Below are 26306 nucleotides of genomic sequence, written 5' to 3'. Positions count from 1 at the left end.
GCCCGCCGCGGCCAGCGCCGCGCTCAGCGGGCGAGGTTGTCGGTCTCGCCGATGAAGCGCGCGACGTTGTCGTGCAGCTTCTTCAGCGAGTCCTCGTGGGCGTAGACCATGTGGCCGGACGGGTACCAGGCATGGGAAATGTTCTTCTGCAGCGCGGCCGGGACCGGCAGGTGGCGCATCTCGTAGTCGGCCGCGAAGTAGGGCGTGGCCAGGTCGTAGTAGCCGCCGTTGAGGAACACCTTGAGGTCGGGGTTGGTCTTCATCGCGGTGGCCAGGTCGGGCATCACGTTGACCGCGCCGTCGTGGCCGCGGTGCTTGAAGTCCCACTCCTTGATGTCGGCGAACAGGCGGTACTGCCGGCCCTCGCCGAACTTCAGCCGGCGGCGCACGTAGTCGTTGAACGCGGCCACGTAGGCCGAGCTGATCGCCGAGGACTGCGGATCGTATTCGGAACCCTTGCTCAGCGGGTCGAGCGAAGGGCCGGAGAAGCGGCTGTCCAGCCGCCCGGTGGTGAGGTCGCCGTCGCCCTGCAGCTCGTGCTCGAACATGCCGCCGCTGACGCGCAGGTCGGCCTTGAGCAGGTAGGCCACCGGCAGCCCGGTGTACCCGTGCAGCTTCTCCGCCACCGCGCGCTTGCGCGCATCGTCGAGGCCCGCGCCCTGCATCAGCGCGGAGGCGTATTCGCCAAGCGCGAACTGCTGCACCTCGTCGAGGAACGGCTCCAGCGCGGCCGGCTGCTGCGGCAGGCGATGGTGGTAGAACGCGGTGGCGGCGAAGGTGGGCAGGGCCAGCGCGTACGGCAGGTCCACCCCGGGATTGTCCTCCGGGCCGTCGATGCTGGTGTCGAAGCTGAGGATCTGCGAGAGCAGGATCACGCCGTTGAGGTCGACGCTGTCCTCGTTCTCCAGGATGTTCGCCAGCACCGCCGAGCGGGTGGTGCCGTAGCTTTCGCCGAACAGGTACTTGGGCGAGTTCCAGCGGCCGTACCTGGACAGGAACTGGGTGATGAACTGGGCGAACGCGTGGGCGTCGCCGTCGACGCCGTAGATCGCCTTCTTGCGCTTTTCCATCTGCTCGTCGCGCTTGGACTTGTCCTCGTCGGCCGCGATCAGCCGGCTGAAGCCGGCGCCGGGCGCGTCGACGAAGACCAGGTCCGAGGCGTCGAGCAGGCTGTAGTCGTTGTTGACCAGGCCGTACGGCGCCGCCGGCGTGTGGCGGTCGTCGCTGGTGACCACCCGCTGCGGCCCGAACGCGCCCATGTGCAGCCACACCGTGGCCGAGCCCGGGCCGCCGTTGTAGACGAAGGTGATCGGGCGCTTCTCCGCCGCCGCGCCCTTCTTGAAATAGGCGGCGTAGAACATGCTGACGGTCGGCTCGTCGGCCTTGTCGCCGTGCTCGCGCAGCACCAGGGTGCCGGCCACCGCCTTGTAGTCGATGCGCTTGCCCTCGACGCTCACCGTGCCGTCGGTCTCGGACGATTGCGGTTGCACCAGCGCAGCGTCGGGCTTGTCCGCGGGCTTGTCGTCCTTGTGTGCGTCGTCCTTGGCCAGGGCGAGCGGGGAGCCGAGCAGCAAGGCGGCGAGCGCCGCGGCCAGGGAAAGCTTGCGCATGGAGGTGTCCCGTCGGGCGCGCGTTACACGCGGAAGGCCCGAGCATAGGCGCCGCCCGGCGCGCGCTCACACCCCAGAAGTCATGCCCGGCCCAGGGTGAGCAGGCCGATCGCCAGCAGCGCCAGCAGCAGGCCGGCCAGGTTGAACCGGCTCAGCCGTTCGCCGAAGCCCAGCGTGCCGACCAGCGCGCCCACCGCCACCACGCCCAGGTTCATGCTGGCGAAGACCAGCGCCGGATGCTGCGGCAGGGCCTGGTGGCCGCGCAGGTAGAACAGGATGTTGCCGAAGTTGAACAGCCCCAGCACGATGCCGCCGGCCAGGCTCGACAGGGTGAAGCGCGTGCGTCCCTGCATCCGCCGCACGAGCTGCAGCGCGAACGCCACCAGCAGCGACAGCGCGAACATCGCCTGCAGCGACGCGCCCAGCGGCACCCCGGCCGCGGCCACGCGCTTGAACAGGATGTCGATGGTGCCGAAGCCGGCGAACACCAGCAGCGGATACAGCCAGCCCGCGGCGCCCTCCCCGGCCGTCCCGGCCGCCTCCTCCCGGCGCCACACCATGGCCAGCAGGGCGAGCAGTCCCAGCGCGATGCCCGCGCCCTTGGTCGCTGTCAGCGTCTCGCCGAACAGCGCGAAGGCCGCCAGCAGCGACAGCAGCAGGGACAGTCGCTGCGCCGCGTCGCTGCGCACGATGCCGGCATGCCGCACCGAGGCGCCCAGGGCCAGGAAGATCGTCGGCAGCAGCAGGCCCAGCCCGATCATCGCCGGCCACGGCGCGGCGGGCGCCTGCAGCGCGGCCAGCGACGGGTGCAGCACCAGGGCGGTGAGCACGCTGGTCACCGCGTAGTTCCAGGCCACCGCCTGGCCCACGTCGATGCGGTAGCGGCGCGCCAGTTTCAGCAGCACCGACACCAGCACGCTGCAGATCACGCTGAGAAGCACGAAGACCATGGATCGCCCGGCGAGAGGAAGGAAAGCGCGCAGCTTAGCCGGCGATCACGCCCGGCGCGTCGTCCCGCGTTGCGGCCGGTGGCGGAAGCGACCGCGCGGTACGCGCCGCTGTCGCCCTGGTCGCAATCCGCCGGCGGCCTGGGCCGCGGCTATCGCATCGCCATCCGGTGCGGCGCGAAACCGCAGGCCGGCGCGGGCCGCCATCGGCGACGGCGACGGCATTCAGGCGGCGGCGCTCCGGCGCAATGCCGCCGCCTCGCGCGCCAGCGCCTCGACGCCGGCCCAGTCGCCAGCCTTCAGCCTGTCCGCCGGGGTCAGCCAGGAACCGCCCACGCACAGCACGTTCGGCAGGGCGAGGAAATCGCCCGCGCTGCCGACGCCGATGCCGCCGGTGGGGCAGAAGCGCAGCTGCGGCAGCGGGCCGGCCCAGGCCGCGAGCAGCCTGGCGCCGCCGGCCGGCACCGCGGGAAAGAACTTCAGGTGCCGGTAGCCGCGTTCGAGCAGGGCCATCGCCTCGCTCGCGGTGGCCGCGCCGGGCAGCAGCGGCAGCGGCACGTCCTCGGCCGCATCGAGCAGCCGCGCGGTGGCGCCGGGCGACACCGCGAAGCGCGCGCCGGCCGCGTGCGCCGCGCGCAGGTCGGCCTCGCCCAGCACGGTGCCCACGCCGACCACCGCACCCTCGACCTCGGCGGCGATCGCGCGCACGGCGTCCAGCGCGGCGGCGGTGCGCAGGGTCACCTCGATCGCGGGCGTGCCGCCGGCGACCAGCGCGCGCGCCATCGGCACGGCCACGCGCGCGTCCTCGATCACCACCACCGGGATCACCGGGGCGAGCCGCATGGCGTTTTCGACCTGCCGTTGCTTGTCGGCCTGGTTCATCAGAGCACTCCGGCGCCGAGGTCGGCGTTCATGGCGTTGGCGCGGAACAGCGCGAACAGCTCGCGTCCCATGCCGGCCTGGTGGTTGCGCTGGCGGTTGCCGTCGGGCGTGCGCGCGGCGAACTCGGCGGCGTCGACCAGCACGTCCAGCCGCCCGGCCGCCGCGTCCAGGCGGATCATGTCGCCGTCGCGCACGCGCGCCAGCGGGCCGTCGACGACGGCTTCCGGGGTCACGTGGATCGCCGCCGGCACGCGGCCGGACGCGCCGGACATGCGCCCGTCGGTGACCAGCGCGATGCGGTGGCCGCGATCCTGCAGCAGGCCCAGCGTCGGCGTGAGCTTGTGCAGCTCCGGCATGCCGATCGCCTGCGGCCCCTGGAAGCGCACCACCGCCACGAAGTCGCGGTTGAGCTCGCCGCGCTCGAAGGCGCCGCGCACCGCGTCCTGGTCGTCGAACACCACGGCGGGCGCCTCGATCAGCAGGCGCTCGTCCGGCACCGCGGACACCTTGATCACCGCGCGGCCGAGATTGCCGTCGAGCAGGCGCAGCCCGCCGTCCGCGCGGAACGGCTCGGCGATGCCGCGCAGCACGCCGCGGTTGCCGCTGTCCTTCGGCACCGGATGCGAGACCAGCCGGCCGGCCTCGTCCAGCGCCGGCACCTGGGTGTAGCGGTACAGTCCCTCGCCGGCGACCGTCTGCACGTCCGCATGCAGCAGTCCGGCGTCGAGCAATTGATCGATGAGGAAGGCCATGCCGCCGGCCGCGTGGAACTGGTTCACGTCGGCGTAGCCGTTCGGGTATACCCGCGCCAGCAGCGGCACCGCGGCCGACAGCGCGTCGAAATCGTCCCAGCGCAGGTCGATGCCGGCCGCGCGCGCGACCGCCACCAGGTGCAGCAGGTGGTTGGTGGAGCCGCCGGTGGCGTGCAGGCCGATCACGCCGTTGACCACGGCGCGCTCGTCCACGACGTGGCCGAGCGGCACGCGGGTTTCCGGCGCGGCCACCTGCCGCACGGCCGCCGCGGTGAGCGCGTCGCGCAGGGGCGTGTCGGGCGCCACGAAGCTGGAGCCGGGCAGTTGCAGGCCCATGATCTCCATCAGCATCTGGTTGGAGTTGGCGGTGCCGTAGAAGGTGCAGGTGCCGGGCGCGTGGTACGAGGCCGCCTCCGCCTCGAGCAGTTCCTCGCGGCTGGCCTTGCCTTCGGCATACGCCTGGCGCACCTTGGATTTCTGCTCGTTGGGGATGCCGCTGGGCATCGGCCCGCTGGGCACGAACGCGCCCGGCAGGTGGCCGAAGCTCAGCGCGCCGATCAGCAGGCCGGGCACGATCTTGTCGCAGATGCCCAGGTACAGCGCGCCGTCGAACATGTCGTGCGACAGCGCCACCGCGGTGGCCATCGCGATCACGTCGCGCGAGAACAGCGACAACTCCATGCCGGCACGGCCCTGGGTCACGCCGTCGCACATCGCCGGCACGCCGCCGGCGACCTGCGCGGTGGCGCCGGCCTCGCGCGCGAGCTGGCGGATCATGGCCGGATAGCGCTCGTACGGCTGGTGCGCCGAGAGCATGTCGTTGTAGGCGGTGACGATGCCGATGTTCGGCGCATGGCCGGCGCGCAGCGCCGCCTTGTCGTGCGCATCGCACGCCGCGAAGCCGTGCGCGAGGTTGCCGCAGGACAGCCGCTCGCGGTGCGTGCCGCCGCCCTTGCCGGCCGCGTCGATCCGCGCCAGGTAGGCGGCGCGGGATGCCTGGCTGCGCGCGGCGATGCGCGCGGTGACTTCGGCAACGACAGGGTGAAGCGAACTCATCGACGGACTCCGTTACGGTGGGGGCGGCGCGGCATGCGCCGCTTGGCGGCGGCACGGCGGGCTGCGTTCATCATGGGCACCAGTACACCGCCACGGGTACCAGCGGCTGCGCCAGCACCGCGCGCACCGGGTAGTCCGCGGCGGCGCCGAGGCCCAGCCGCGCGTCGGCCAGCAGTTGGCGCTTGGGCTCGCCCTCGACGTGCAGGAACAGCGCGCGCGTCTTCAGCAGGGTCGCCAGGGTGAGGGTGATGCGCGGTTCGCCGGCGTGCGGCGCGCGCATCGGCAGCACGCTCACCGGGGCGTTGCGGTCGAGCGCCTCGGCCAGCCGGTCCCCGCCGGGAAAGAACGAGGCGGTATGGCCGTCCAGACCCATGCCGAGGACCACCGCGTCGAACGGCAGCGGCAGCGCGTCGATGCGCGCGCGGATCGCCGCGATCGCCGCCTCCGGCGTCTCCATGTCGGCATGCAGCGGCACGAACCGCGCCGCCGACGCCGCACCCCGCAGCAGCCGCGCCTTGACCATCCGCGCGTTCGAGCGCTCGCTGCGCTCGTCCACCCAGCGCTCGTCGACCAGGGTCACCTGCACCTTCGCCCAGTCGAGCGGGGCCTGCGACAGCCGGTCGAAGAAATGCCCCGGCGTGCTGCCGCCGGAAACCGCCAGCAGCGCGTGGCCGCGCGCGGCGATGCCGGCGCGCAGCGCCTCGGCGACGCGCTCGGCCAGCACCGCGGCCAGCGCGTGGCAATCGGTGAAGCTGTGCGTGGTGACGTTCAGTTCGGCGGACATGGCGGCGGCAAGGGGGGATGGCGGGGAGGGAAAGGCCGAGTCTAGGCAGGCGCCCGCAACAGGCCGGTGAAACGGATCTTCAGGCCGTGCATGCGCTCACTCGCTGTCTTCGTTCCAGGTGCGGCCGTCGCGCTCGATCAGCGCCACCGCGGCGCTCGGCCCCCAGGTTCCCGCCGCGTAGGGCCGCGGCGGTTCGCCGCTGGCGGCCCACGCGGAGAGGATCGGGTCGGCCCAGCGCCAGGCCGCCTCGACCTCGTCGCGGCGCATGAACAAGGTGGGATTGCCGCGCACCACGTCCAGCAGCAGGCGCTCGTACGCGTCCGGCTGCTGCACGCCGAACGCCTCGGCGAAACTCATGTCCAGCGGCACGTGGCGCAGGCGCAGGCCGCCCGGGCCGGGATGCTTGATGGTCAGCCACAGCTTCACGCCCTCGTCCGGCTGCAGCCGCAGCACCAGCCGGTTCTGCGCGAGCGGGCCGGCCGCAGCGTCGAAGATCGAGTGCGGCACCGGCTTGAACGCGACCACGATCTCGGAGACGCGCGTGGGCAGCCGCTTTCCGGTGCGCAGGTAGAACGGCACGCCGGCCCAGCGCCAGTTGGCGATCTCCGCCTTCAGCGCGACGAAGGTTTCGGTGCTGGATTTGATGCCGCCCAGCTCGTCCAGGTAGCCCGGCACGCTCTCGCCCTCGGCCACGCCGGCGCGGTACTGGCCGCGCACGGTGAGCTGGCCCGCATTGGCCTCGTCGATCGGCTTGAGCGAGCGCAGCACCTTCAGCTTCTCGTCGCGCACCGCATCCGGCGCCAGCGACGACGGCGGCTCCATCGCCACCATGCACAGCAACTGCAGGATGTGGTTCTGCACCATGTCGCGCAGCGCGCCGGCACGGTCGTAGTAGGCGCCGCGGTGGCCCACGCCGAGCGTTTCGGCAACGGTGATCTGCACGTGGTCGATGTGCCCGGCGTTCCACAGCGGCTCGAACAGCGCGTTGCCGAAGCGCAGCGCGATCAGGTTCTGCACCGTCTCCTTGCCGAGGTAGTGGTCGATGCGGAAGGTCTGCGATTCGCCGAACACCTTGCCGACCGCGTCGTTGATCTGGTTCGCGCTGGCCAGGTCGCGGCCGATCGGCTTCTCCAGCACCACCCGCGACTCGCCCCGGTTCAGGCCGTAGTGGCCGAGCCGGTTGCAGATGTCGACGAACAGTTCCGGCGAGGTGGACAGGTAGAACACCCGCACGTGCTCCGGCTGCTCCTTGATCAGTTCGGCGAACGCATCCCAGCCCTCGTCCTTGCGCGCATCCAGCGAGCGGTAGCCCAGTTGCGGCAGGAACGCCTCGACCGTGTCCTCCGGCGCCCCGGTCTCCAGCAGCACGCCGCGCACCAGCTCGCGGTAGCCGGCGTCGTCCAGCCCTTCGCGGGCGACCCCGACGACCCGGCTGGCGGCGGGAATCTGGCCGTCGGCGTAACGGTGGAACAGCGCCGGCAGGAGCTTGCGCACGGCAAGGTCGCCGGTGCCGCCGAAGATCACCAGGTCGAACGGTTCGACGGGCGGGGAAGAGGGAACAGTCACTACGGTCACCTCGGGCTCGATGGGCGCATGAAGGCATGCCAGGCCGGAATCGTACCAGTGAAATACCAGGCAAAACCAATCGCCGCTACCGCTTCGCCGGCTTTCGGCCCCTTCCGCAAAATTGGTAGGCACGGAAAGGCCGCCAGCCATGCCGCGCTTGCCGAACTGGTATTCTCATTGGTATCTTTCGCACCATGGAAACCGCACTCGCCAACGAGTACCGCCGACTCTGTCGCGACCCCGCCACGCACCAGCTCGCCTACCTGCGCCTGCGCCGCGCGATCCGCAACGTGGTCGAGCACCGCGACATCGAGCCGGGCCAGGCGCTGCCGAGCGAGCGCGACCTGGCACAGGCGCTGGGCCTGTCGCGCGTCACCGTGCGCAAGGCCATCGCCGGCCTGGTCGAGGAGGGCCTGCTGAACCAGCGCCACGGCGCCGGCACCTTCGTCGCCGAACGCATCATCAAGCCGATGTCGCGGCTCACCAGTTTCACCGAGGACCTGCGCGCGCGCGGCCTCAACCCGCGCTCCGAATTCTTCGAGCGCAGCATCGGCGAAGTCACGCCGGAGGAAGCGATGGCGCTCAACCTGTCGCCCGGCGCGCCGGTGGTGCGCCTGCACCGCGTGCGCTACGCCGGCGACGAGCCGCTGGCGATCGAGCGCAGCGTGGTGCCGGCCAGCGCGCTGCCCGATCCCGGCGAAGTCCGCGATTCGCTCTACGAAGTGCTGGAACGCTACGGCAACCGCCCGCGCCGCGCCCTGCAGCGCCTGCGCGCCGTGCTGCTGGGCGCCCAGCACGCCCGCCTGCTGCACGTGGCCGTGGGCAGCGCCGGCCTCAGCATCGAACGCCGCAGCTTCCTCGACGACGGCCGCGTCGTCGAATTCACCAGCTCCTGGTATCGCGGCGACATCTACGACTTCGTGGCCGAGCTGCATACGGATTAAGTCCGGCGGCACTTCGCCGGCTCCGGTTTCATGACCCAACCGCCGCCTCGCCAGAGGCCGACCCTGCTGCACCCCCGATCCTGCACGACTCAAGCCGCCGGAAAACCACGGCGGCGAAACCTCGTGCACATCAAAGCCCGGGGTCAAGCCCCGGGCTTTGATGTGAGGCAAGAAAGAAGCTCAATCCTTTCAAACGCTCAGGACGGTGCTGAGCATCTTTACGTAGTAGAAGCTAAGGAGTGCTAGGAGCCAAGTAGGTGCCACGCGATAGCGAAGCGGAGAGCACCCCAGCGGCCAGCAGCAAGCTCATCAACGATTTAATCAACCATGCCTCATGGATGCTTGCGGCTTCCATCAAATCCGGAGGCCCGCTCCCTACGGCCTGGATTTATCGCGCAATCGAACAAGTGACTTGGTAGCCACCAGCCAAATCAAGGTGGCGGCCAAGATTGAGTTAATAAAGAAGCAAACAAATAGTTCGCCACCAAATAATTTCACCAGATTGAAGTTGTCGTCAAAGTGATGGAGCGCCGCTGCAATCCACCCCAAAGGGAACCCCAATATGGCGCCGATAATCTTGTTAAGTTGGCTTACACAATTGGGCTGTATATCGCAAGTCAATCGGCCAACAACAATTTTCAGCGTCAAGGCGAAATGGATGAGTCCGCTGACAAGAATGATGGAAAGCGTTTTTATCTTAGACATGGTGGCTATCAATCAGAGTATTTTGCGCTGGGTCGCAAAGGTGTTGATAGAGTTTACCCACCTATTGCCGATCATCGTGGAGAGAAGCGACTTGGACTATCGGCCGGGCCGATGGACATGGATTTCGGAATGGTTGGGCCAATTGAGTTTGACGTTGGATGCAAGCCGCCATCCCTCAATACGCCCTACGCAAAATCCGCGCAAACGTTCGCGTAGCCACTGAAAGGATCATTAATGTATTTTTTGGCTCAGTCGTTCATAAACGAGTTCCGAAGCATCCTGGTCCGTTCGCCTTCCAGGGAGTTGGTGCGCAACGAACGCACGCTGTTTCACTGGGTGCGCCTGCCAACTCGGTTCCTGAATTTAAAAAAGATATAGCAAATGATGGTTGCTGCAACCAAGGAATTGATTGGAATGGTGGCGGCTAGGAATACACCTGAATAATGGTTGCTTGTGCTGAATTTTCCTACGATTTCCACGATGGAAAATAGCGGGAAGCCGAGAGCTCTGCTCCAAATGTAATTCAGCGAATTAGGGCAGTCATCCCCGCCGCAGCCGGCCATGTTCGAAAGTACCATGACGGTGGTTAGCGCGTGCGCCAGAAAGATGCCTGTGAAAAGTAAAACCTTTGCCCAAGTTTTCATAGCTTACCAATACCCATGATTGAACGTGCCTGGGCTGTACGCCCGGTTCATCAATCCGTGATGTGGATGATTCATATTAATTCGGTCGCCCGCACCGTCCAGCATATCATTGGGTACGCTTGGGGAGAATCTTGGCTTATTGACCTTCACGCCGCCAGCCTCCAGCACCCCATAAACGAAGTCGGCGCAGTTATTGAAGGTGCCGCTGAAATCGTCCGTTATATGTGTGTTGGCCCATGCTCTCATGTCCGCGTCGTTTTGCGAGGTGGTTTCAAATACCTCGCCAGTGATGTAGACGTCCCCTTGATCGCTTAGAAAGTCGTCGAGCGATGCGTAGGTGTAGTGGCTATCCTGCTGGGTACCATTCACGAAGCCGTCCTTCGAGTAATAGTCCCATCCTGTTCTGTCATTTCCGACAAGAACAGCCACGTGGCCTCCGAACTTGCCGAGCATAGGCACGGTGTTGTTGTCGATCACGACAGCGACGTCCATCCCTCGCGGGTCCACGGAGGAGATCGGGTTTGCCTGCGCGTAACCGTAGGTATTCAGCCCGCCTCCCAATCCAATGGGGTCAGACTCCAGATACCGCCCGATGCTCTCGTCGTAGGTCCGGTATCCATTGATCCACAGCCCGGTCTCAACGTCCTGATACTGGCCGGGGAGACCCAGGTTCAACCCGCCGATCTGATCCAGCGCCACCGTGCGGCCATAGGGATCATTGTTCGCGCGCCACACCATCTGCTGTGATGCGCCGGTGACGACTTCCGGACGACCCAGGTGATCGTTGTGCACGAAGGAGGTTGTGCCATTGTCCTGCACCACGCCAAGCAGTTCCGTCCCCGCCCAGACGTAGCTCTTCCAGCCAGTCGGTCCGTACTCGGTTGCCAGTTGATCGCCTACATAGGTGTAGCGGGTCTGGCCGCTCCCGGTGATCTTGCCTACCCGCTGGCCTTGGGGGTTGTACAACAGTGAAGTAGTGGCCGTGCCGACGTAGACCCGAATAAGCCGGTTGAAGGCATCGTAGGCGTAACTCTGCGTGATGCCTGGCTGCTCTTGCGCGACCGTGCGATTGCCGCGTGCGTCGTACTGATAGGTCGTATGGACCCCGGATTGCGTGGTGTAGCTCGATACTCGGTTGCTCGCCGGCTCGATCACGTAGTCCGTTTGTCCACTGGGGGAGACGAAGCGGCTGTGGTTGCCGTTGGCGTCAAACGACCATGAGAGGTTGCTTCGAGTGTCTTTCGACAACCGGCCGGCGGCGTCGTAGTCGTACGCTCGATTCTGTGTGGCATCGACTCCGTTGGTGATCGTTGTGATTTCGTTGCCGAAGTTGTAGTCGTAGTTCAGGCTCTGCCGGACCGTAGCTCCGCTGCTGGCGCCGAGGTGGATAAGCCGCCCATCCTGATCGAAGCTCGCACTGTGTTTCAGGCCATTGCCGTAGGTCCAATCCGTTGCGATTCCGAATGGTTGGTAGTGAAAGCCGCTGGCAATCGTGGTGGTGGTGCCGCCACGCGTGGAGGTCACTGCGGCCAACGTGCCGTGATCGTACGCATAGCCGACGCTGACTCCGCTCGGATAGCTGATGCCGGTCCGGTGGCCCAGGCCGTCGTAGGTGTAGCCGGTGGTGTTGACCGTGCTCTGCATCGCGTCCTGGCGCGTCGCCAACCAACCTTCCGGCGTGTAAGCGAAAGTAGACCAGCTATGCGTGGTCACGCTGTCACTGCCAGCCATGCGACACAGGCGGCCCTTGCCGTTGGTGCACGTGTCATAGCTGTAGGTGCGGGTCTCCTGGCCGTTGCCCACGGAGGTGGGCCGGCCCAATGCGTCGTAGGCGTAGCTCAATGTGCTGCCATCGTTGCGGACCAGGCTGGTACGTTGGCCGCTCGCGTTATAGGTGTACGTGGTCGTGCCGGTATCCGGGCTCACTTGCGTCCAGACTTGGCCGAAGCCATCGACGGTGTAGGTAGTGGCGTTGTTGCGCGGGTCGATTACCTTCGTCAGGTGGCCAACGCCATCGTAGGTGTACTGGGTGGCATTTCCCGCCGGATCGGTCGATCGGACGAGCCGGTCGAACGCGTCGTAGACCAGGGTGGTGGTGTGATCCAGGCCGTCGGTCGTCGTGAGAACGTTGTTGGCGGCGTCGTAGGTGTAGCCCACCTGCAGATGGTTGGCGGCGTCGCGTCGCTGGAGTACCCGACCGAGTTCGTCATACACGATGATCGCCTGGCTGGAGATCTGCGGCGGCGGCGTGCCGCGCACATCGACTGTGGCGATCGTGACACCATCGCTCTTGAGGGTCAGGCGATGGCCGGCCGCCGAGATCCAGGTGGCGCTTTTCGAGCCGGATTGCCCGCTCGTGAACAAAGTCGGCGAGCCGCCGCTCAGCCCGGACGTCCAGACCTCGGCGGTTGCGCTGCTGGAGGTCCAGGTGATGTTCGCCGTGCAGGTGCTTGCCCCGATGGCGATATCACAGGGGTTGGGCGACGCCGAGATCGAGCCGGACAGCAGCTTGAACGTCGAAGTGTTTGCCCAGCGCGAATTGCCGAGGTTGTCGTAGGCAATCGCTTCGACCTTATGCGAGCCGGCGCCCAGGTTGGCCCAGTTCGCCTGATAGGGCGGTGCGGTCACGGTCTTGATCAGGCTGCCGTCGCCCCAGAACTCTACCCGCTGCACGCTGCCATCCGGATCGCTGGCATTAGCCGTGACGAGAACCGTGGCGGGGGCCAACGCGGCACTGCCGTTCATCGGCGCTGTCAACGTGATGTTGGGTGGCTGATTGCCGCGCACGTCAACGTGTGCCAGTTCGAGTCCATCGCTCTTGAGTGTGAAGCGGGCGGTGTTGGTCGAAATCCAGGTGGCTGTGGATGGGCCGTTCTGCGCGCGCGCGAACAGTTGAGGCGACGCGCCGTTCAGGTCGGAGACCCATACCTCGGCCGTGCTGCTGTTGGAACTCCAGTTGATCGTCGCCGTGCAAGTGGAAGCTCCTGCCGGGATGTTGCACGAACTGGGTGAGGCCCAGATCGACCCTGCGAGGACTCGGATCGGCACGTTGGGCGAGCTGTCGCCGAACCAGGTCACGCCGTCTTGAACCATCTTCCATTGGAAATTGTAGGTTCCTGGTGATGACGGTGCGTGGATCGAAAAGGTGAAGGCAGCCGTCTGGCCGGGCCGGACTGTTGCAGGCAGCTCCACGCGGTTGAAGCCCCATGTGGCGTTGTCGCCCGGGTTCTGCGAGCCCAGTCGGAAACCGTTGGCCGTGATCCACGACAGGGAGCCGGCGTCCTTGAACTGCACGGTGACGGTTTTCGTCGTCCCGGCGAGCATCGCAGTGGGAACGCTTTGACTGACAAACTCGGATACACGCATCGGCGGAACGGGCGTATCCGGGTCATCCGGATCACACGTTCTGCATTCCAGTGTGGGGGCGGTCGGCTTTTTCGGGTCCGCCTTGACCGGCCCGGTGCCCGCCCAGGCGGCCGTGGACCACACCACCGTCACGCACCACAGACACAGCAACGATCCTGCTCTCCGTGCAAATCCTTCCATCTTCATCCCTGTTCGCATGCTTCCCCCTATGCGCTCACTCGAAAGACGAGGAGCGCCCTGTCGCTGAATGTCCAACCCGATGTTCATGCCGTGCTCGAAACGGCCATGTCCTCAAACCGTGCGTGCACCTGGTCTCATGGCACGGTTCCCCGCTGCGGCTCACGAAATACCCGCTGGGTGGTGATCAACGTCGGTTGCGATAGGGCGTTGTAGGTGTAGACCGTCTGCGCGAAGGTACCGCCGGTCTCGGGCTCGTACTCGGAGACGAGGCGGCCTGCGGCGTCGTACTGGTAGCCGTGGTACTGGCCGTCCGGCCGCGTCGCCTTCGCGAGGCGCCCGAAGCCGTCGTACTCATAGGTGGTGTGTTGTGTGGCGCCGTTACGATAGGTTTGCGTCTCGATCACGCGACCGCGGGCGTCGTAGAGGAATCCGGCCTTCTCCCCATTGGGACCTGTCACGAAACCGGGTTGGCCGAGATCGTTGTAGCCCTCATAGGTCGTTGTCTGCCCGAGGCTGTTCTTGACGGTCAGCAGGTCACCGGCTTGCGAATAATTGAGGACGATCGTGTCGCCCGTGCCGGCCAGTGGGCCGTCGACCGTCATTGAAGACAGCAATCCATTCGGCCAGGTCGCATACGTGTAAGCGGTGGTGCGGCTCTGGCCTTGGCTCGCTGCCACTTTGCTGGAGAGGTTCTTCACCGTCAGCGAGGCCAGGCGGCCGCCGGCGCCGTACTCGTAGCTGAACTCGTGATCGTCACCCACGGTTTCCTTCGTCTTGCGGCTATCGGCATCCCATGAGTAGCGGATGACGAGTCGCTGGCTCGCGCCCGTGGCGTTGGCGTTCTCCACTCGCTCCAGCAACTGGCCTTTGGCGTTGAAGTCGAAGGTGGTGACGCGCCCCATGAAGTCGGTAGACGCTGCGAGGTAGCCGTCGGTGCCGTACTCTGCGGCCTTGACCGCCAAGGGGCAGTTCGTCGAGCGCGCCTCCTCTACCCCGATGTCGTTGCCGTTGGGATCGAACTTGTACGTAGTCGATTTGTTCAACGGATTGATGACCGTCGTACTTTGGATGTTGCCGTCCGGATAGAGCGCATAGCTGAACTGGTAACGTTCGATGCCCCCTGCCAGCTTGGTCTCGGCGGCACGACCGTTGGCGTCGTAGGCAATCCAAGACTGGCGCACGTCATTGATCGTGCGGCCGGTCAGTGCGGTCGGGAAACGGGTGTCTTCGTAGTGGTAGGTGATGCGGGTGGGAATCGCGCTCGGTTGGACCGTGCCGGTCAGCAAGGCGACCATCGAGTTGATCGGCAGTGTCGGCGGCAGTGGCGGCGGATCGTCGTGGCGAGGATCGTGCGGAGGCAGCAGCATCGGGTGCACCCCGATGTCTCCCGCATTGACCATAGTGGCGGAAGGCGACGCCCCCGGGCTCACGGCGTTCGAGGTCGACACCGACAGCGTCTTGTAGCTATACGTGTAGGCGTGGCCGGCTGGGTCGGTGACCTGGGTGAGGCGTCCATCGGTCCAGGTGAAGTCCACATGGCGCCCGGAGGTATGGGTTACTCGCGTCAGGTAATGGTTGGCGTCGTACTGAAATGTCCAGCCGATCCCTTGTGGGTTCTTGAGGCTCGACGGAAAGCCGGCGGCGTCGTATACCTCGACGGTATGGTCTTCGCTGTAGAGCACATACGTGCTGCCCGACTTGAGGATCTTGGCGACCGGAGAGGCCTTGTCCTCGTACCAGCCGGGTGTCGGCGAGCTGGCGTAGTTGAACTTGATCATGCGCCCGTCCGGCCGCTGCGCCCAGATCGGCTTGAAGGCGGGATCGCAAATGCTGTTACCGGGTCGGGGATAGCAGGCTGAGGCTGGATCGTTCGTGGTGAACAACAATTTGAAATCGTAGTCGCTCAACCAGCGCCGTCCGAAAATTCCGATGCCGTTCCAGTAGTAGTTGTAGGTGCGGGTCAGCGATAGCCCCATCTCGCCGGCACTGGTGAAATCAGTCTCGGGTGAGACCTCGTTGCCCGTGGAGAAAATGACCGGATCGCCGATACGCATGAGCGATAGGGTCCATGCGTTGCAGCGAGTTGGTACAAGCGCACTGCGCTGGCTCGTCGCATCGCCCGGATTGGGCGCGAAGTCGTCTTTGGCGCCATGTGGCTCGCCATTGCCTCCACCTTCGCGACCGGCACGCTCAGGGCGTCCGTCATCGCCATAGTCAGCGAAGGTGTTGTGACATCCGCCGCTGACGACCACGGTCCCGACCGGGAAGCCGCTACTGCCATCATTGGTCCATCCGATGTGCGTCGTTCCATCGTCGCAGACGTTGATTTTTTGCAGCACCGCATGCGCAGGCTGAGCAAACTGCAACAACAAAAAGGCGGCGACAGCCACCAAAAAACCTTTCAACATCCCTATTTCCCCTGTTCCATTCGCTGGGCGAAATACTCCAACGACCGGTCATCGTAGGGATGTGCCAGAGGGATGGGCATAGGAATTTTTCTGAAAGAAAAACCCTACTCCGAAGTGGGGCTTGTCCCGAGCTGCTGCTGCTTTGGCAGTGCTGGAGCCGCCGCCCAGGCGCACCTCGTGTCAGTCAATCCTGAGCCAACGAGCGCGCCTATTCAACGGTCAGCTCCCCGTATTGACTCAAGGCCGGCTTGCGGCACTCGCCAGCGTTCGTGTGGTACTGAAGCATGAGCACCTTGCGGCCCGTTGGCGTAACTTTGCACAGGAAGCCGGGCACCAGAGTGTCCTGAAGTTCGACGACCTGCGCCTGGGAATGCGCAGGTCAATGGTGGACTTGGTGCGTTTGATCTTTGCCGTGATGACTCCGCGAAAAGACCTGGTTCTCAGGAGTCAGCCAGGGGCCCGCAGAGGGGAAGCCGGGTCAAGTTTCGGAAAGCGCCAGCATAGGCTGTGATCATATAAGTAATTGATAAGAACAATATATGGTGCTTTAGCGAAGTTCGGCGCTGGAGTCAGCTTGGAACAAAAAAAGCCGCCGGGTTTGCCGGCGGCCAAGGAGGGGAGACCGCATCGGCCGGGCCGATGCGGGTGACTCTTACAGCGAGAAGTCGTACTTGACGCCGAACTGGAAGTAGCGCGGCGCCTGGAACGCGAGTGCGCGCTCGTAATCGTCGACCGGGTCCTCGCCCACTTCCACCTGGGCGATCTTCTTCTGGCGGTTGAACACGTTGAACACGTTCACCGTGAACGCCAGGTTCTGGTTCGCGCCGGCCCACAACGGGCGGTACTCGGTGTTCAGGTCGAGCTGGTAGGTCCACGGCAGGCGACCTTTCGACCCGCGCGGGCTGGGCTTGCCGTCGCACTCGAAGTACGACGCGCCGTACTGGATCGCATCGACCGGATCGAAGCCGATGCAGTTCTTCGGCCGGCCCGAGGCGATCGCCAGGTTCGCGCCGAACAGCCATTCCGGCGTGGCCTGGAAGAAGCCGTACGCCTTGAGCTGGTGGGTGCGGTCGTTCGGCAACGGGCCGTTCGCGAACTGCATGATTTCCGGCGCGTCCCAGTCCTGGGTCACCGACGGATCGAGCTGGCCGATGTCCGACTTCAACTGGCCCTCGGAGTTGCCGTAGCTGCGCGAGAAGGTGTAGTCCACTCGGCCGTACCAGCGCTGGTCGAAGTGGTGCTCCAGGTACAGGTCCAGCGAGTAGTACTTGCGCTTCAGCGCCGGGAAGCCCACGCCGGCCGGCGTGATGAAGTCGTCCATGGTCAGCTTGAACGGCACCAGCGTGCCCTTGCCGTCCACGTCCACCATGAACGTGTTGGGCTCGCCCGGGTTGAACAGGTAGCAGCCCGGGATGCTGGCGTTGCTGATGTCGATGTTGTTGCGCCTGGCGTACTTCTCGAACGGACGCGAGTCGCAGAAGTCGTCGATCGAGCTCTTGAGCTTGCGCAGCGTGGCCTTGGCGCCAAAGGTCCAGTCGTTGCCGAGCATCTTGTCGAAGCCCAGGATGTACTCGTCCTGGTAGTACGCCTTGATGCCCTTGGCGGCCACCGTCTTCGGGTTCAGGTCGGTGCCGTCCTCGCCGTTGAGGTAGATCTTGCTGCCCACCGGGGTCAGGCCGATCGGCTCGCCGTTCGGGGCCACGCCGGTGTAGGTGAAGTACTCGCTCGAATACAGCGAGGCGGACGCGCCGCGGATCGCCACGTTGGACGGGATCGCCAGGTGGTAGCGGCCGGCGTTGGCGTAGATCTTGAAGCTGGAATCGCCGAACACGTCCCAGGTCACGCCCAGCCGCGGGGCGAGCTGGTGGCGCTGCTTGACGTAGACGTCGCCGGCGCCGTTGATGTTCTTGAACTGCTCGTTGCGCAGGCCGAGGTAGACCAGCCAGCGGTCGCTGACCTGCCAGTGGTCTTCGATGAACTGCGCCTCCTGCTCCACCTTGACCGCGGCGCCGGTGATGAAGGTGCGGTTCTCGACGAAGTACGGGGTCCCCGCCGGAACGTCCGGCAGGATGTCGGGACGGCCGGAGACGTCGCGGACATTCTGGTAGCGCCAGCGCGTGCCGCCCTCGTACTGGTTGCCGCTGCGCGACTCCAGCGTCTGCGTGTCCAGGCCGGCGCGCAGGTCGTGCGAGCCCAGCCGGTACTCCACGTCCAGGCGCCAGCCGTGCGTCTTGTCCTTGGCGCCGGGGCCGAGCACGGTGCCGTTGACCAGGCCGCAGCCGATGATCGGGTTGGTCACGCCGCTGCGCGCGTCGGTGATCCACGGGCAGTTGGGGCTGCCGGCGTAGCCGAGGTTGCGCACATGGGTCGTCCGGCTGGTGCCGTAGAGCGCATTCACCGTCAGGTCGTCGGTCAGGTAGCCGGTGTACTTGCCGATGTAGACGTCGCCGCCGGGAGCCGAGCCGGCCGGGGAGGCGGCGTTCTTCAGCTTGTCGGTGCCCAGGAAGTTGCCGCGCGACAGGGTCGCGTAGTTGTACGCGTAGATGTCCCGGTCGGTGTTGGTCTTGTCCGAGATCGCGGTGAACTGCAGGATGTTGCTGTCGTTGAGGTTCCAGTCGACCTTGGCCATCCACTTGGTGGCCTTGGCGGTTTCGCGCGTGTACTGCGGCGCGATGATCGAGCTGACCGAATTGCCCGCGGTGCTGGTGAAGTCGCCGGCGGCGTACAGGAACAGCTTGTCCTTGATCAGCGGGCCGCTGATGTAGCCGGTGTACTGGGTCGAGGAGTTCTTGTTGCCGGCGCGGTACTGGTACAGCAGGCCCTTGGTTTCGCCGTTCACGCGGTACACGCTGCGCGGCGAGTCGCGCAGGTACTGCGGGATCACATACAGGCCGACGCCGCCCTTCCAGGTGTTGCCGCCGCTCTTGGTCACCACGTTGACGACGCCGCCGGTGGAGCGGCCGTACTCGGCGCCGTAGCCGCCGGTGTAGACCTCCTGCTGGTCGATCGCGTCGAACGGCAGGCTGGTGAAGCCCAGGCCGGTCAGCGCGTTGGTGACCGCGTAGCCGTTGATGTAGTACTGGTTCTCGGAAGCCGAGGAGCCGCCGAACGAAGCGACATTGCCGTAGCGCGAATCGCCGGCGACCACGCCGGGCGCCAGCAGCGCGGCGGCGGTCACGTCGCGCGCCAGCGGCAGCTTCTGCAACTGCTCGGAGGTCAGCACCGTGCGCGAGTCGACCGACGACACGTCGATCGCCGGCAAGGCGTTGCCGACCACCTGGATGCCTTCGAGGTTCTGCGCGTTGGCGGCGGTCGCCGTGGCGGCGCCGAAGGACACGTCGACGCCGGTGCCCAGGCGGACCTGCACGTTGTCGCGCGTCTCGACCACCTGGCCGTCCTTCACCAGGGTGACCTTGTAGTTGCCGATCGGCAGCGAGGATGCGCGGTAGCGGCCGCTCTGGTCCACCGCGATGTCGCGGCTCAGGCCGGTGTTGAGGTTTTCCAGGTGCACGGTGGCGCCCGCGGCCTGGCCGGCCGTGCCGAAAATCACGCCGGAGGCGTTGGACTGCGCCATGGCGACGCCGCCGAGGCTCATGCTGAGCGCCACGGCAAGCGCGGTGTGCCGCCACGACGGGATACGACGGTTGCGATCGATACGAGTCATGCTTGCGTTCTCCCCGAGAATGGCCAAAGGCCGAAGGCGCGCGAATCGCGCCGAAACACCGGATGCAAGCAAGGTAAAACCGCATGTACGCAACCCGGAAAATCCCCCGATTTCCCGGCTGCCACCCTCGCAAAAACATACGGTGCCGTCCCGAACATAGGCTCCGCGCCGAGGGGCCGTCAACGAAAAATTTATGTTTTCGCAAGTTATTTGCGGATTCTGTGATTCAGGTGTTTCGGAGAGGTTTCGAACGCTCTTGCACCGGCGTTCCTGCCCGCCGCAATCCCCTGCCGGCATGGCGGATTGGCTGCCGCGGCAGCTATGTCGGCGAAAGCTTCGCGTGCCGGCAGGCATGCCCCTCCGGACCCGCCCGGCCATCGCCGGGTCCATCGGCTTCGCATCCTCCTCCCGCGCGCCCGCTCCCCAGCCCGCGCGGATGCGGACGCCGGGGCAGCCCTGCCTTTCGGCACGGACGGACTAAAGGCACATCCGCCATGCCGCGGCGGCGGACAAGAATCGGGCCGGAGAGGCCTTACTGCCGCGCACCGCGCAAGGCACGCCGCCATCCCGTCGCCGGCCCGGAAACCACGTGAACCTCTTTGCCCCCCTGATCCGCCGCCCCATCGGTACCTCGCTGCTTGCCATCGGGCTCACCCTGGCCGGCATCTGCGCCTACCTGATGCTGGGCGTGGCGGCCCTGCCGACGCTGGAATTCCCGGCGGTGTTCGTCGCCGCGCAGCAGCCCGGCGCCAGCGCGCAGACCATGGCGACCACCGTGCTGGCGCCGCTGGAGCGCCACCTGGGGCGGATTCCCGGCATCCGCGAGATGCGCGGCAGCAGCAGCGAGGGCAGCGCCAGCGTGGCGGTGCTGTTCGAGATGGGCCGCAGCACCGACAAGGCCGCCCGCGACGTGCAGGCGGCGATCAACGCCGCCGCCACCGACCTGCCCTCGGACCTGCCCAACCCGCCGCAGTACTTCAAGGCCAACACCTCGAACATGCCGGTGATGCTGGTGGCGATGACCTCCACCAGCCTGCCGCCGGACCGGCTCTACGACCTTACCGACACCTTGCTCAAGCCCGCCGTGGCGCAGATCCCCGGCGTGGCCGAGGTGCGCGTGGTGGGGGCGTCCGCCCCGGCCGTGCGGGTGGAGATGGACACCGCCGCGCTGGCCGCGCGGCATCTCACCGCCAACGACGTCAGCAATGCGCTGCGCGCGGCCAACGTGACCTCGCCGCAAGGCATGCTCAGCGACGGCATCACCCAGACCACGGTGACCGCCACCGACGGCCTGCACACGCCGGAGGAATTCGGCCGGCTGCTGATCGCGATGAAGAACGGCACGCCGGTGCGGCTGTCCGACGTCGCCAGGATCAGCAGCGGCCCGCAGAACCAGTACCAGCGCGCCTGGTTCAACAACCGCATCTCGGTGCTGCTGCGCGTCACCAAGCGGCCGGAGGCGAACGCGATCGCCACCGCCGAGGCGATCCGCGCCAAGCTGCCGCAGTTCCGCCAGATGGTGCCGGCGGACGTGCAGATGACGCCGATCTTCGACCTCACCCAGACCGCCAAGTCGGCGCTGAACGAANCGGCTGCGGCCCACCCTGATCGCCATGCTCAGCGTGCCGCTGTCGCTGGCCGGCGCCTTCGTGGTGATGTGGGCGCTGGGCTATTCGCTCAATACGCTGTCGCTGGTGGCGCTGGTGCTGTGCATCGGCTTCGTGGTGGACGATGCCATCGTGGTGATCGAGAACATCGTGCGCCACATGGAGCACGGCCAGCCGCCGCTGCAGGCGGCGCTGCTGGGCATGCGCGAGATCGGCTTCACGGTGATCTCGATCACGCTGTCGCTGGTGGCGGTGTTCGCGCCGTTGCTGTTCGGCAACAACATGCTGGTGATGCTGCTGCGCGAGTTCTCGGTGACGCTGACCGCGGCGGTGGTGATCTCGGCCATCGTCTCGCTCACCCTCACGCCGGCCCTGTGCGGCCGCTACCTCACCCTGGAGCAGGCCGAGGCCAAGCCGGCCTCGCGCCTGCAACTGGCGCTGGAACGCTTCGACCAGCGCCTGCACCAGGCCTATGCGCGCTGGCTCGACTGGGCGCTGCACCACCGCCGGATCATGCGCTGGCAGCCGCTGTGCCTGCTGGTCCTCACCGTCGTGCTCGCCGTCGCGGTGGGCAAGACCGCCGGCTTCAACTTCATGCCCGACGAGGACACCGGCCTGATCGGCGTGAACGTCACCGCCGACGGCAACATCTCGCCGGACCTGCTGGCCGAGCGCCTCAGGCAGGTCGGCAAGATCATGCTGGCCGACCCGGCCGTGCTCGACGTCACCGCGTTTCCCGGCGCCGACAACGGCGGCGCGGACAGCGGCAACAACGGCACCCTCTACGTGGACCTGAAGCCGCTCGGCAACGGGCCCGGCCAGCGCCGCGACCCGATGAGCAAGGTGGTCGAGCGGCTGGGCAAGCAGTATGCGCAACTGGGCAACGTGAGCGTGGACCTTAGCGCCGTGCAGTTCCTCGGCGGCGGCAACGGCGGCGGCGGCGCGCAGTACGAATTCCAGTTGATCAGCCGCGACGGCGGCGACCTGCAGCCGTGGGCGCTGAAGATGGTGCGCGAGCTGCGCAAGGACCGGCGCATGCGCGACGTCTCCAGCGATTTCGACACCGTGGGCAAGCAGCAGATGGTGAAGGTGGACCGCACCGCCGCCGGCCGCCTGCAGGTGAGCATGGGCATGATCGATTCCGCGCTGGCCGAGGCGTTCGGCGAGCACCAGGTCTCGGTGATCTACTCGGACATCAACCAGTACTGGGTGGTGCTCACCTCGTCGTCGGCGCAGTCGCTCAGCCCGCAGTCGCTGCTCAACAACTACGTGCGCACGCCGCAGGGGCGGATGGTGCCGCTGTCGGCGGTGGCTCACATCGAGCCGGTGGTGAGCCCGCTCAGCATCAGGCACCACGACCAGATGGAAGCGGCCACGATCAGCTACAACCTGGCCAAGGGCGTGCCGCAGGATCTCGGCATCAAGCTGGTGGAGCGCGCCGCGCAGGTGGTGTCGCTGCCGGCCGGGGTCAAGGTGGACTTCACCGGCAACAACCAGAACCTGCAGCAGGCCAAGTCCAACGGCATGGTGCTGCTGCTGGGCGCGATCCTGGCGATGTACATCGTGCTGGGCATCCTCTACGAGAGCCTGGGCCACCCGCTGACCATCCTCTCCACCCTGCCGGCCGCCGGCGTCGGTGCGTTCCTGGCGATGCTGGTGACGCAGACGCCGGTGAGCNNNNCGCGATCCTGATGCTGATCGGCATCGTCAAGAAGAACGCGATCCTGATGGTCGACTTCGCCCTCGTCGCGCAGCGCGAACGCGGCCTGCCCGCGCCCGAGGCGATCCGCGAGGCGGCGCTGGTGCGCTTCCGCCCGATCACCATGACCACCCTGGTGGCGATCGGCGCCGCGCTGCCGCTGGCGATCGGCTTCGGCGTGGGTTCGGAGATGCGCCAGCCGCTGGGCATCGCCGTGGTCGGCGGCCTGCTGGTGTCGCAGCNGGAACCACGACCGCAAGATCCGCAAGGCCGCCCGCCGGGAGCGCAAGGCCGAGAAGAAGCGGCGGCGCGCCGGCGGCGCGATCGTTGCGCCGCACTGACCCGGCGGTGCCCCTGCCTTTCGGCAGGCCCCGGACTTAAGGCACATTCGCCGACGGCGGCCTGCAGGCATAAAGCCGGCATGAAGGCGGAACGTTCCCCCGCGCGCACGGCGCCGCGCCCGTGCTGCGCGCCGCGCGCGCCGACGTGATGGAATACCCGCCGCAACCGCTGCCCGGCCAGGAAGCCCCGTGAACATTTTCGCCCCCCTGATCCGCCGTCCCGTCGGCACGTCGCTGCTGGCGATCGGCCTGACCCTGGCCGGCTTCATCGCCTACCTGCTGCTGGGCGTGGCGGCGCTGCCCTCGCTCGACTTTCCCGGCGTGTACGTGGTGGCCAGCCAGCCGGGCGCCAGCGCGCAGACCATGGCCAACACGGTGCTGGCGCCGCTGGAGCGCCACCTGGGCCGCATCCCCGGCGTGGACGAGATGTACGGCAACGCGCGCGAGGGCTCGGTGTCGGTCAGCGTGCGCTTCAACTTCGGCCGCACCGCCGACAGCGCCGCGCGCGACGTGCAGGCGGCGATCAACGCCGCGGCGGTGGACCTGCCGCCCGGCCTGCCGTCGCCGCCGCAATTCTTCAAGTTCGACACCTCGCAGATCCCGATCCTGTTCCTCACCCTGACCTCGAGCGGGCTGCCGCAGGACAAGCTGTTCGACCTCACCGACACCCTGCTCAAGCCGGCGGTGGCGCAGATCGACGGCGTGGCCCAGGTGCAGGTGTTCGGCGGCACGCCGCACGCGGTGCGGATCGAGCTGGACACCAACGCCCTGGCGGTCAAGGGGCTCACCGCGAACGACGTCGCCAACGCGCTGCGCGCGGCCAACGTGACCTCGCCGCAGGGAACGCTCAGCGACGGCCGCACGCAGATGACGGTGACCGCCAGCGACGGCCTGCACGAGCCGGAGGAATTCGCGCGCCTGCTGATCGCGATGAAGAACGGCACGCCGGTGCGGCTGTCCGACGTCGCCCGGGTCTACGGCGGCCAGCAGGACGAGTACCAGGCCGCCTGGTTCAACCGCGCGCGCACCGTCGGCATGCAGATCACCAAGCGGCCGGAGGCCAACGCGGTGGCCACGGTGGAGGCCGTCCGCGCCAAGCTGCCGCAGTTGCGCGCGGCGCTGCCGGCGAACGTGACGATCACCCCGGTGTTCGACCTCACCCAGACCACCAAGTCGGCGCTGAACGAGNCGGCTGCGGCCCACCCTGATCGCCATGCTCAGCGTGCCGCTGTCGCTGGCCGGCGCCTTCGTGATGATGTGGGCGCTGGGTTACACCCTGAACACGCTGTCGCTGGTGGCGCTGGTGCTGTGCATCGGCTTCGTGGTGGACGACGCCATCGTGGTGATCGAGAACATCGTGCGCCACATGGAGCACGGCCAGCCGCCGCTGCAGGCGGCGCTGACCGGCGTGCGCGAGATCGGCTTCACGGTGGTCTCGATCACCCTGTCGCTGGTGGCGGTGTTCGCGCCGCTGCTGTTCGGCAACAACGAGCTGGTGATGCTGCTGCGCGAGTTCTCGGTGACGTTGACCGCGGCGGTGGTGATCTCCGCCCTCGTCTCGCTCACCCTCACCCCGGCGCTGTGCGGCCGCCTGCTCAAGCACGAGGATCCCGCGCAGGCGAAGCCGCCGGGCCGGGTCGAGCAGGCCATCGAGCGCTTCGACCGCGGCCTGCTGCGGCGCTACGAGCGGGCGCTGGACTGGGCCATGCACCACCGCCGGATCATGCGCTGGCAGCCGCTGATCCTGCTCATCCTCACCGTCGTGCTCGCCATCGCGGTGGGCAAGACCGCCGGCGGCACCTTCATGCCGGACGAGGACACCGGCCAGTTGCAGGTGCAGATCCGCGCCGACGCCAACGTCGCGCCCGGGCTGATGGCCTCCCGCGCGCAGCAGGTCGCCGAGACGATCATGGCCGACCCGGCCGTGCTCGACGCGCTCACCATGCTCGGCCGCAACGGCGGCGAGGGCGCGGTGGGCAACAACGCGCAGATGTTCGTGGACCTCAAGCCGCGCGGCAGCGGGCCGGGCGAGCGGCGCGAAGGCATCAAGCAGGTGGTCGAACGGCTCGGCAAGCACTTCGAGAAGCTGCCGGACGTGGACGTGTCGGTCAGCGCCGCGCAGTTCCTCGGCGGCGGCGGCAGCGGCGACGGCGGCGGCCAGTACGAGTTCCAGCTTATCAGCGACAACGGCGACGACCTGCAGCCGTGGGCGCTGAAGATCGTGCGCCAGATGCGCACGGTCAAGGACTTCCGCGACGTCGGCAGCGACTTCGAGCTGGTCGGCAAGCAGCAGATGCTGAAGGTCGACCGCGAGGCCGCCGGCCGCCTGCATGTGGGCATGGGCGACATCGACTCGGCGCTGGACAACTCCTTCGGCCAGCGCCAGGTCTCGCAGATCTACTCGGACATCAACCAGTACTGGGTGGTGCTGACCGCCAACGCGGCGCAGACGCTGAGCCCGGCCTCGCTGCTCAACGTGCACGTGCGCAACGGCCAGGGCCGGATGATCCCGCTGTCGGCGGTGGCGCACATCGAACCGAACATCACCCCGCTGCGCATCCGCCACCACAACCAGCTGCAGGCGGCCACGATCACCTACAACCTCGCCAAGGGCGTGCCGCAGGACCGCGGCATCAAGCTGGTCGAGCAGGCCGCCTACGCGGTCGGCCTGCCGCCCGGGATGCGGGTGGATTTCACCGGCGCCAACCAGCGCCTGCGTCAGGTGCAGTCCAACGGCATGGTGCTGCTGATCGGCTCGATCCTGGCGATGTACATCGTGCTGGGCATCCTCTACGAGAGCCTGGGCCACCCGCTGACCATCCTCTCCACCCTGCCGGCCGCCGGCGTCGGCGCGTTCCTGGCGATGCTGGTGACGCAGACGCAGATCTCGNCGCGATCCTGATGCTGATCGGCATCGTCAAGAAGAACGCGATCCTGATGGTCGACTTCGCCCTGGTCGCCGAACGCGAGCGCGGCCTGCCCGCGCCCGAGGCGATCCGCGAGGCGGCACTGGTGCGCTTCCGCCCGATCACCATGACCACCCTGGTGGCGATGGGCGCGGCGCTGCCGCTGGCGATCGGCTTCGGCATCGGCTCGGAGATGCGCCAGCCGCTGGGCATCGCGATCGTCGGCGGGCTGCTGGTGTCGCAGT

General features: G+C 66.9%; 12 protein-coding genes and 7 pseudogenes. 8 read left to right on the top strand and 11 right to left on the bottom strand.

Features of this window, described 5'->3' with window-relative positions:
• Positions 1-23: 23 nt before the first annotated feature.
• From ASG87_RS05850 to zwf, 6 genes are all read right to left on the bottom strand, one after another.
• A complete protein-coding gene (locus ASG87_RS05850) occupies positions 24-1610 on the bottom strand; it encodes a peptidase S10 (RefSeq protein WP_056002235.1) in 1587 nt (528 codons plus the stop codon).
• An 80-nt stretch (positions 1611-1690) separates the two neighbouring features.
• The gene (locus tag ASG87_RS05845; RefSeq protein ID WP_056002232.1) at positions 1691-2560 is read right to left on the bottom strand and encodes a hypothetical protein; all 870 of its coding nucleotides are present in this window, start codon (positions 2558-2560) and stop codon (positions 1691-1693) included.
• 222 nt (positions 2561-2782) lie between these two features.
• Complete coding sequence (gene eda / locus ASG87_RS05840; protein WP_056002229.1) at positions 2783-3439, bottom strand: bifunctional 4-hydroxy-2-oxoglutarate aldolase/2-dehydro-3-deoxy-phosphogluconate aldolase; 657 nt, start codon at positions 3437-3439, stop codon at positions 2783-2785.
• Positions 3439-5247 (bottom strand): phosphogluconate dehydratase, encoded by a 1809-nt coding sequence (edd, locus tag ASG87_RS05835; protein WP_056002226.1) that lies wholly within the window; start codon positions 5245-5247, stop codon positions 3439-3441. Before edd ends, eda begins: the two co-directional genes overlap by 1 nt.
• A gap of 70 nt (positions 5248-5317) precedes the next feature.
• The gene (gene pgl, locus ASG87_RS05830; RefSeq protein ID WP_056002223.1) at positions 5318-6031 is read right to left on the bottom strand and encodes a 6-phosphogluconolactonase; all 714 of its coding nucleotides are present in this window, start codon (positions 6029-6031) and stop codon (positions 5318-5320) included.
• Between the two features lie 96 nt (positions 6032-6127).
• Positions 6128-7606, bottom strand: a complete 1479-nt coding sequence (zwf, locus tag ASG87_RS05825) for a glucose-6-phosphate dehydrogenase (RefSeq protein ID WP_235499577.1) — start codon at positions 7604-7606, stop codon at positions 6128-6130.
• Positions 7607-7791: 185 nt separating this feature from the next.
• Between zwf and ASG87_RS05820 the strand changes: the two genes are divergently transcribed.
• Positions 7792-8541, top strand: coding sequence for a GntR family transcriptional regulator (locus ASG87_RS05820; protein ID WP_056002217.1), 750 nt, complete (start codon positions 7792-7794; stop codon positions 8539-8541).
• Positions 8542-8916: 375 nt separating this feature from the next.
• Here the strand turns inward: ASG87_RS05820 and ASG87_RS19880 are convergent, their stop codons facing one another.
• On the bottom strand, positions 8917-9246 hold the full coding sequence (locus ASG87_RS19880; protein WP_157510900.1) for a hypothetical protein: 330 nt from the start codon (positions 9244-9246) through the stop codon (positions 8917-8919).
• A gap of 158 nt (positions 9247-9404) precedes the next feature.
• Between ASG87_RS19880 and ASG87_RS19875 the strand changes: the two genes are divergently transcribed.
• The gene (locus ASG87_RS19875) at positions 9405-9674 is read left to right on the top strand and encodes a hypothetical protein (RefSeq protein ID WP_157510899.1); all 270 of its coding nucleotides are present in this window, start codon (positions 9405-9407) and stop codon (positions 9672-9674) included.
• A 219-nt stretch (positions 9675-9893) separates the two neighbouring features.
• Here ASG87_RS19875 and ASG87_RS19180 read toward each other — a convergent pair whose 3' ends face one another.
• The 4 genes and pseudogenes from ASG87_RS19180 to ASG87_RS05800 all read right to left on the bottom strand — a co-directional run bounded on the left by ASG87_RS19180 (position 9894) and on the right by ASG87_RS05800 (position 19508).
• Positions 9894-13523: an RHS repeat-associated core domain-containing protein gene (locus ASG87_RS19180; protein ID WP_082582771.1), complete on the bottom strand. Its 3630-nt coding sequence runs from the start codon at positions 13521-13523 to the stop codon at positions 9894-9896.
• Between the two features lie 47 nt (positions 13524-13570).
• Entirely contained in the window at positions 13571-15844 is a 2274-nt protein-coding gene (locus ASG87_RS05805) for a DUF6531 domain-containing protein (RefSeq protein ID WP_082582770.1), read from the bottom strand.
• A 126-nt stretch (positions 15845-15970) separates the two neighbouring features.
• Positions 15971-16261 (bottom strand): annotated as a pseudogene (locus ASG87_RS20845) (Arm DNA-binding domain-containing protein); the annotation flags it as partial.
• Between the two features lie 235 nt (positions 16262-16496).
• A complete protein-coding gene (locus ASG87_RS05800) occupies positions 16497-19508 on the bottom strand; it encodes a TonB-dependent receptor (protein WP_082582769.1) in 3012 nt (1003 codons plus the stop codon).
• 589 nt (positions 19509-20097) lie between these two features.
• Here ASG87_RS05800 and ASG87_RS20840 point away from each other — a divergent pair.
• The 6 pseudogenes from ASG87_RS20840 to ASG87_RS20815 all read left to right on the top strand — a co-directional run.
• Positions 20098-21096: pseudogene (locus ASG87_RS20840) on the top strand (efflux RND transporter permease subunit); the annotation flags it as partial.
• 1 nt (position 21097) lies between these two features.
• Positions 21098-22792 (top strand): annotated as a pseudogene (locus ASG87_RS20835) (efflux RND transporter permease subunit); the annotation flags it as partial.
• A gap of 4 nt (positions 22793-22796) precedes the next feature.
• Positions 22797-23056, top strand: a pseudogene (locus tag ASG87_RS20830) (efflux RND transporter permease subunit); the annotation flags it as partial.
• Positions 23057-23344: 288 nt separating this feature from the next.
• Positions 23345-24343: pseudogene (locus tag ASG87_RS20825) on the top strand (efflux RND transporter permease subunit); the annotation flags it as partial.
• A 1-nt stretch (position 24344) separates the two neighbouring features.
• Positions 24345-26045: pseudogene (locus tag ASG87_RS20820) on the top strand (efflux RND transporter permease subunit); the annotation flags it as partial.
• A gap of 1 nt (position 26046) precedes the next feature.
• Positions 26047-26306: pseudogene (locus tag ASG87_RS20815) on the top strand (efflux RND transporter permease subunit); the annotation flags it as partial.

It is taken from the genome of Frateuria sp. Soil773 (genome assembly GCF_001428405.1).
Classification (GTDB): domain Bacteria; phylum Pseudomonadota; class Gammaproteobacteria; order Xanthomonadales; family Rhodanobacteraceae; genus LMSL01.
Note: the sequence above shows the minus strand (reverse complement) of the source record. Positions and strands in the feature narration are given on the sequence as shown.

Bases quoted from the DNA above. Each gene is read 5' to 3' on its own strand.
- ASG87_RS05800 (WP_082582769.1), bottom strand. From the start codon at position 19,508: ATGACTCGTATCGATCGCAACCGTCGTATCCCGTCGTGGCGGCACACC.
- ASG87_RS19880 (WP_157510900.1), bottom strand. From the start codon at position 9,246: ATGTCTAAGATAAAAACGCTTTCCATCATTCTTGTCAGCGGACTCATC.
- ASG87_RS05805 (WP_082582770.1), bottom strand. From the start codon at position 15,844: ATGTTGAAAGGTTTTTTGGTGGCTGTCGCCGCCTTTTTGTTGTTGCAG.
- edd (WP_056002226.1), bottom strand. From the start codon at position 5,247: ATGAGTTCGCTTCACCCTGTCGTTGCCGAAGTCACCGCGCGCATCGCC.
- ASG87_RS05850 (WP_056002235.1), bottom strand. From the start codon at position 1,610: ATGCGCAAGCTTTCCCTGGCCGCGGCGCTCGCCGCCTTGCTGCTCGGC.
- pgl (WP_056002223.1), bottom strand. From the start codon at position 6,031: ATGTCCGCCGAACTGAACGTCACCACGCACAGCTTCACCGATTGCCAC.
- ASG87_RS19875 (WP_157510899.1), top strand. From the start codon at position 9,405: ATGCAAGCCGCCATCCCTCAATACGCCCTACGCAAAATCCGCGCAAAC.
- ASG87_RS19180 (WP_082582771.1), bottom strand. From the start codon at position 13,523: ATGAACATCGGGTTGGACATTCAGCGACAGGGCGCTCCTCGTCTTTCG.
- ASG87_RS05820 (WP_056002217.1), top strand. From the start codon at position 7,792: ATGGAAACCGCACTCGCCAACGAGTACCGCCGACTCTGTCGCGACCCC.
- ASG87_RS05845 (WP_056002232.1), bottom strand. From the start codon at position 2,560: ATGGTCTTCGTGCTTCTCAGCGTGATCTGCAGCGTGCTGGTGTCGGTG.
- eda (WP_056002229.1), bottom strand. From the start codon at position 3,439: ATGAACCAGGCCGACAAGCAACGGCAGGTCGAAAACGCCATGCGGCTC.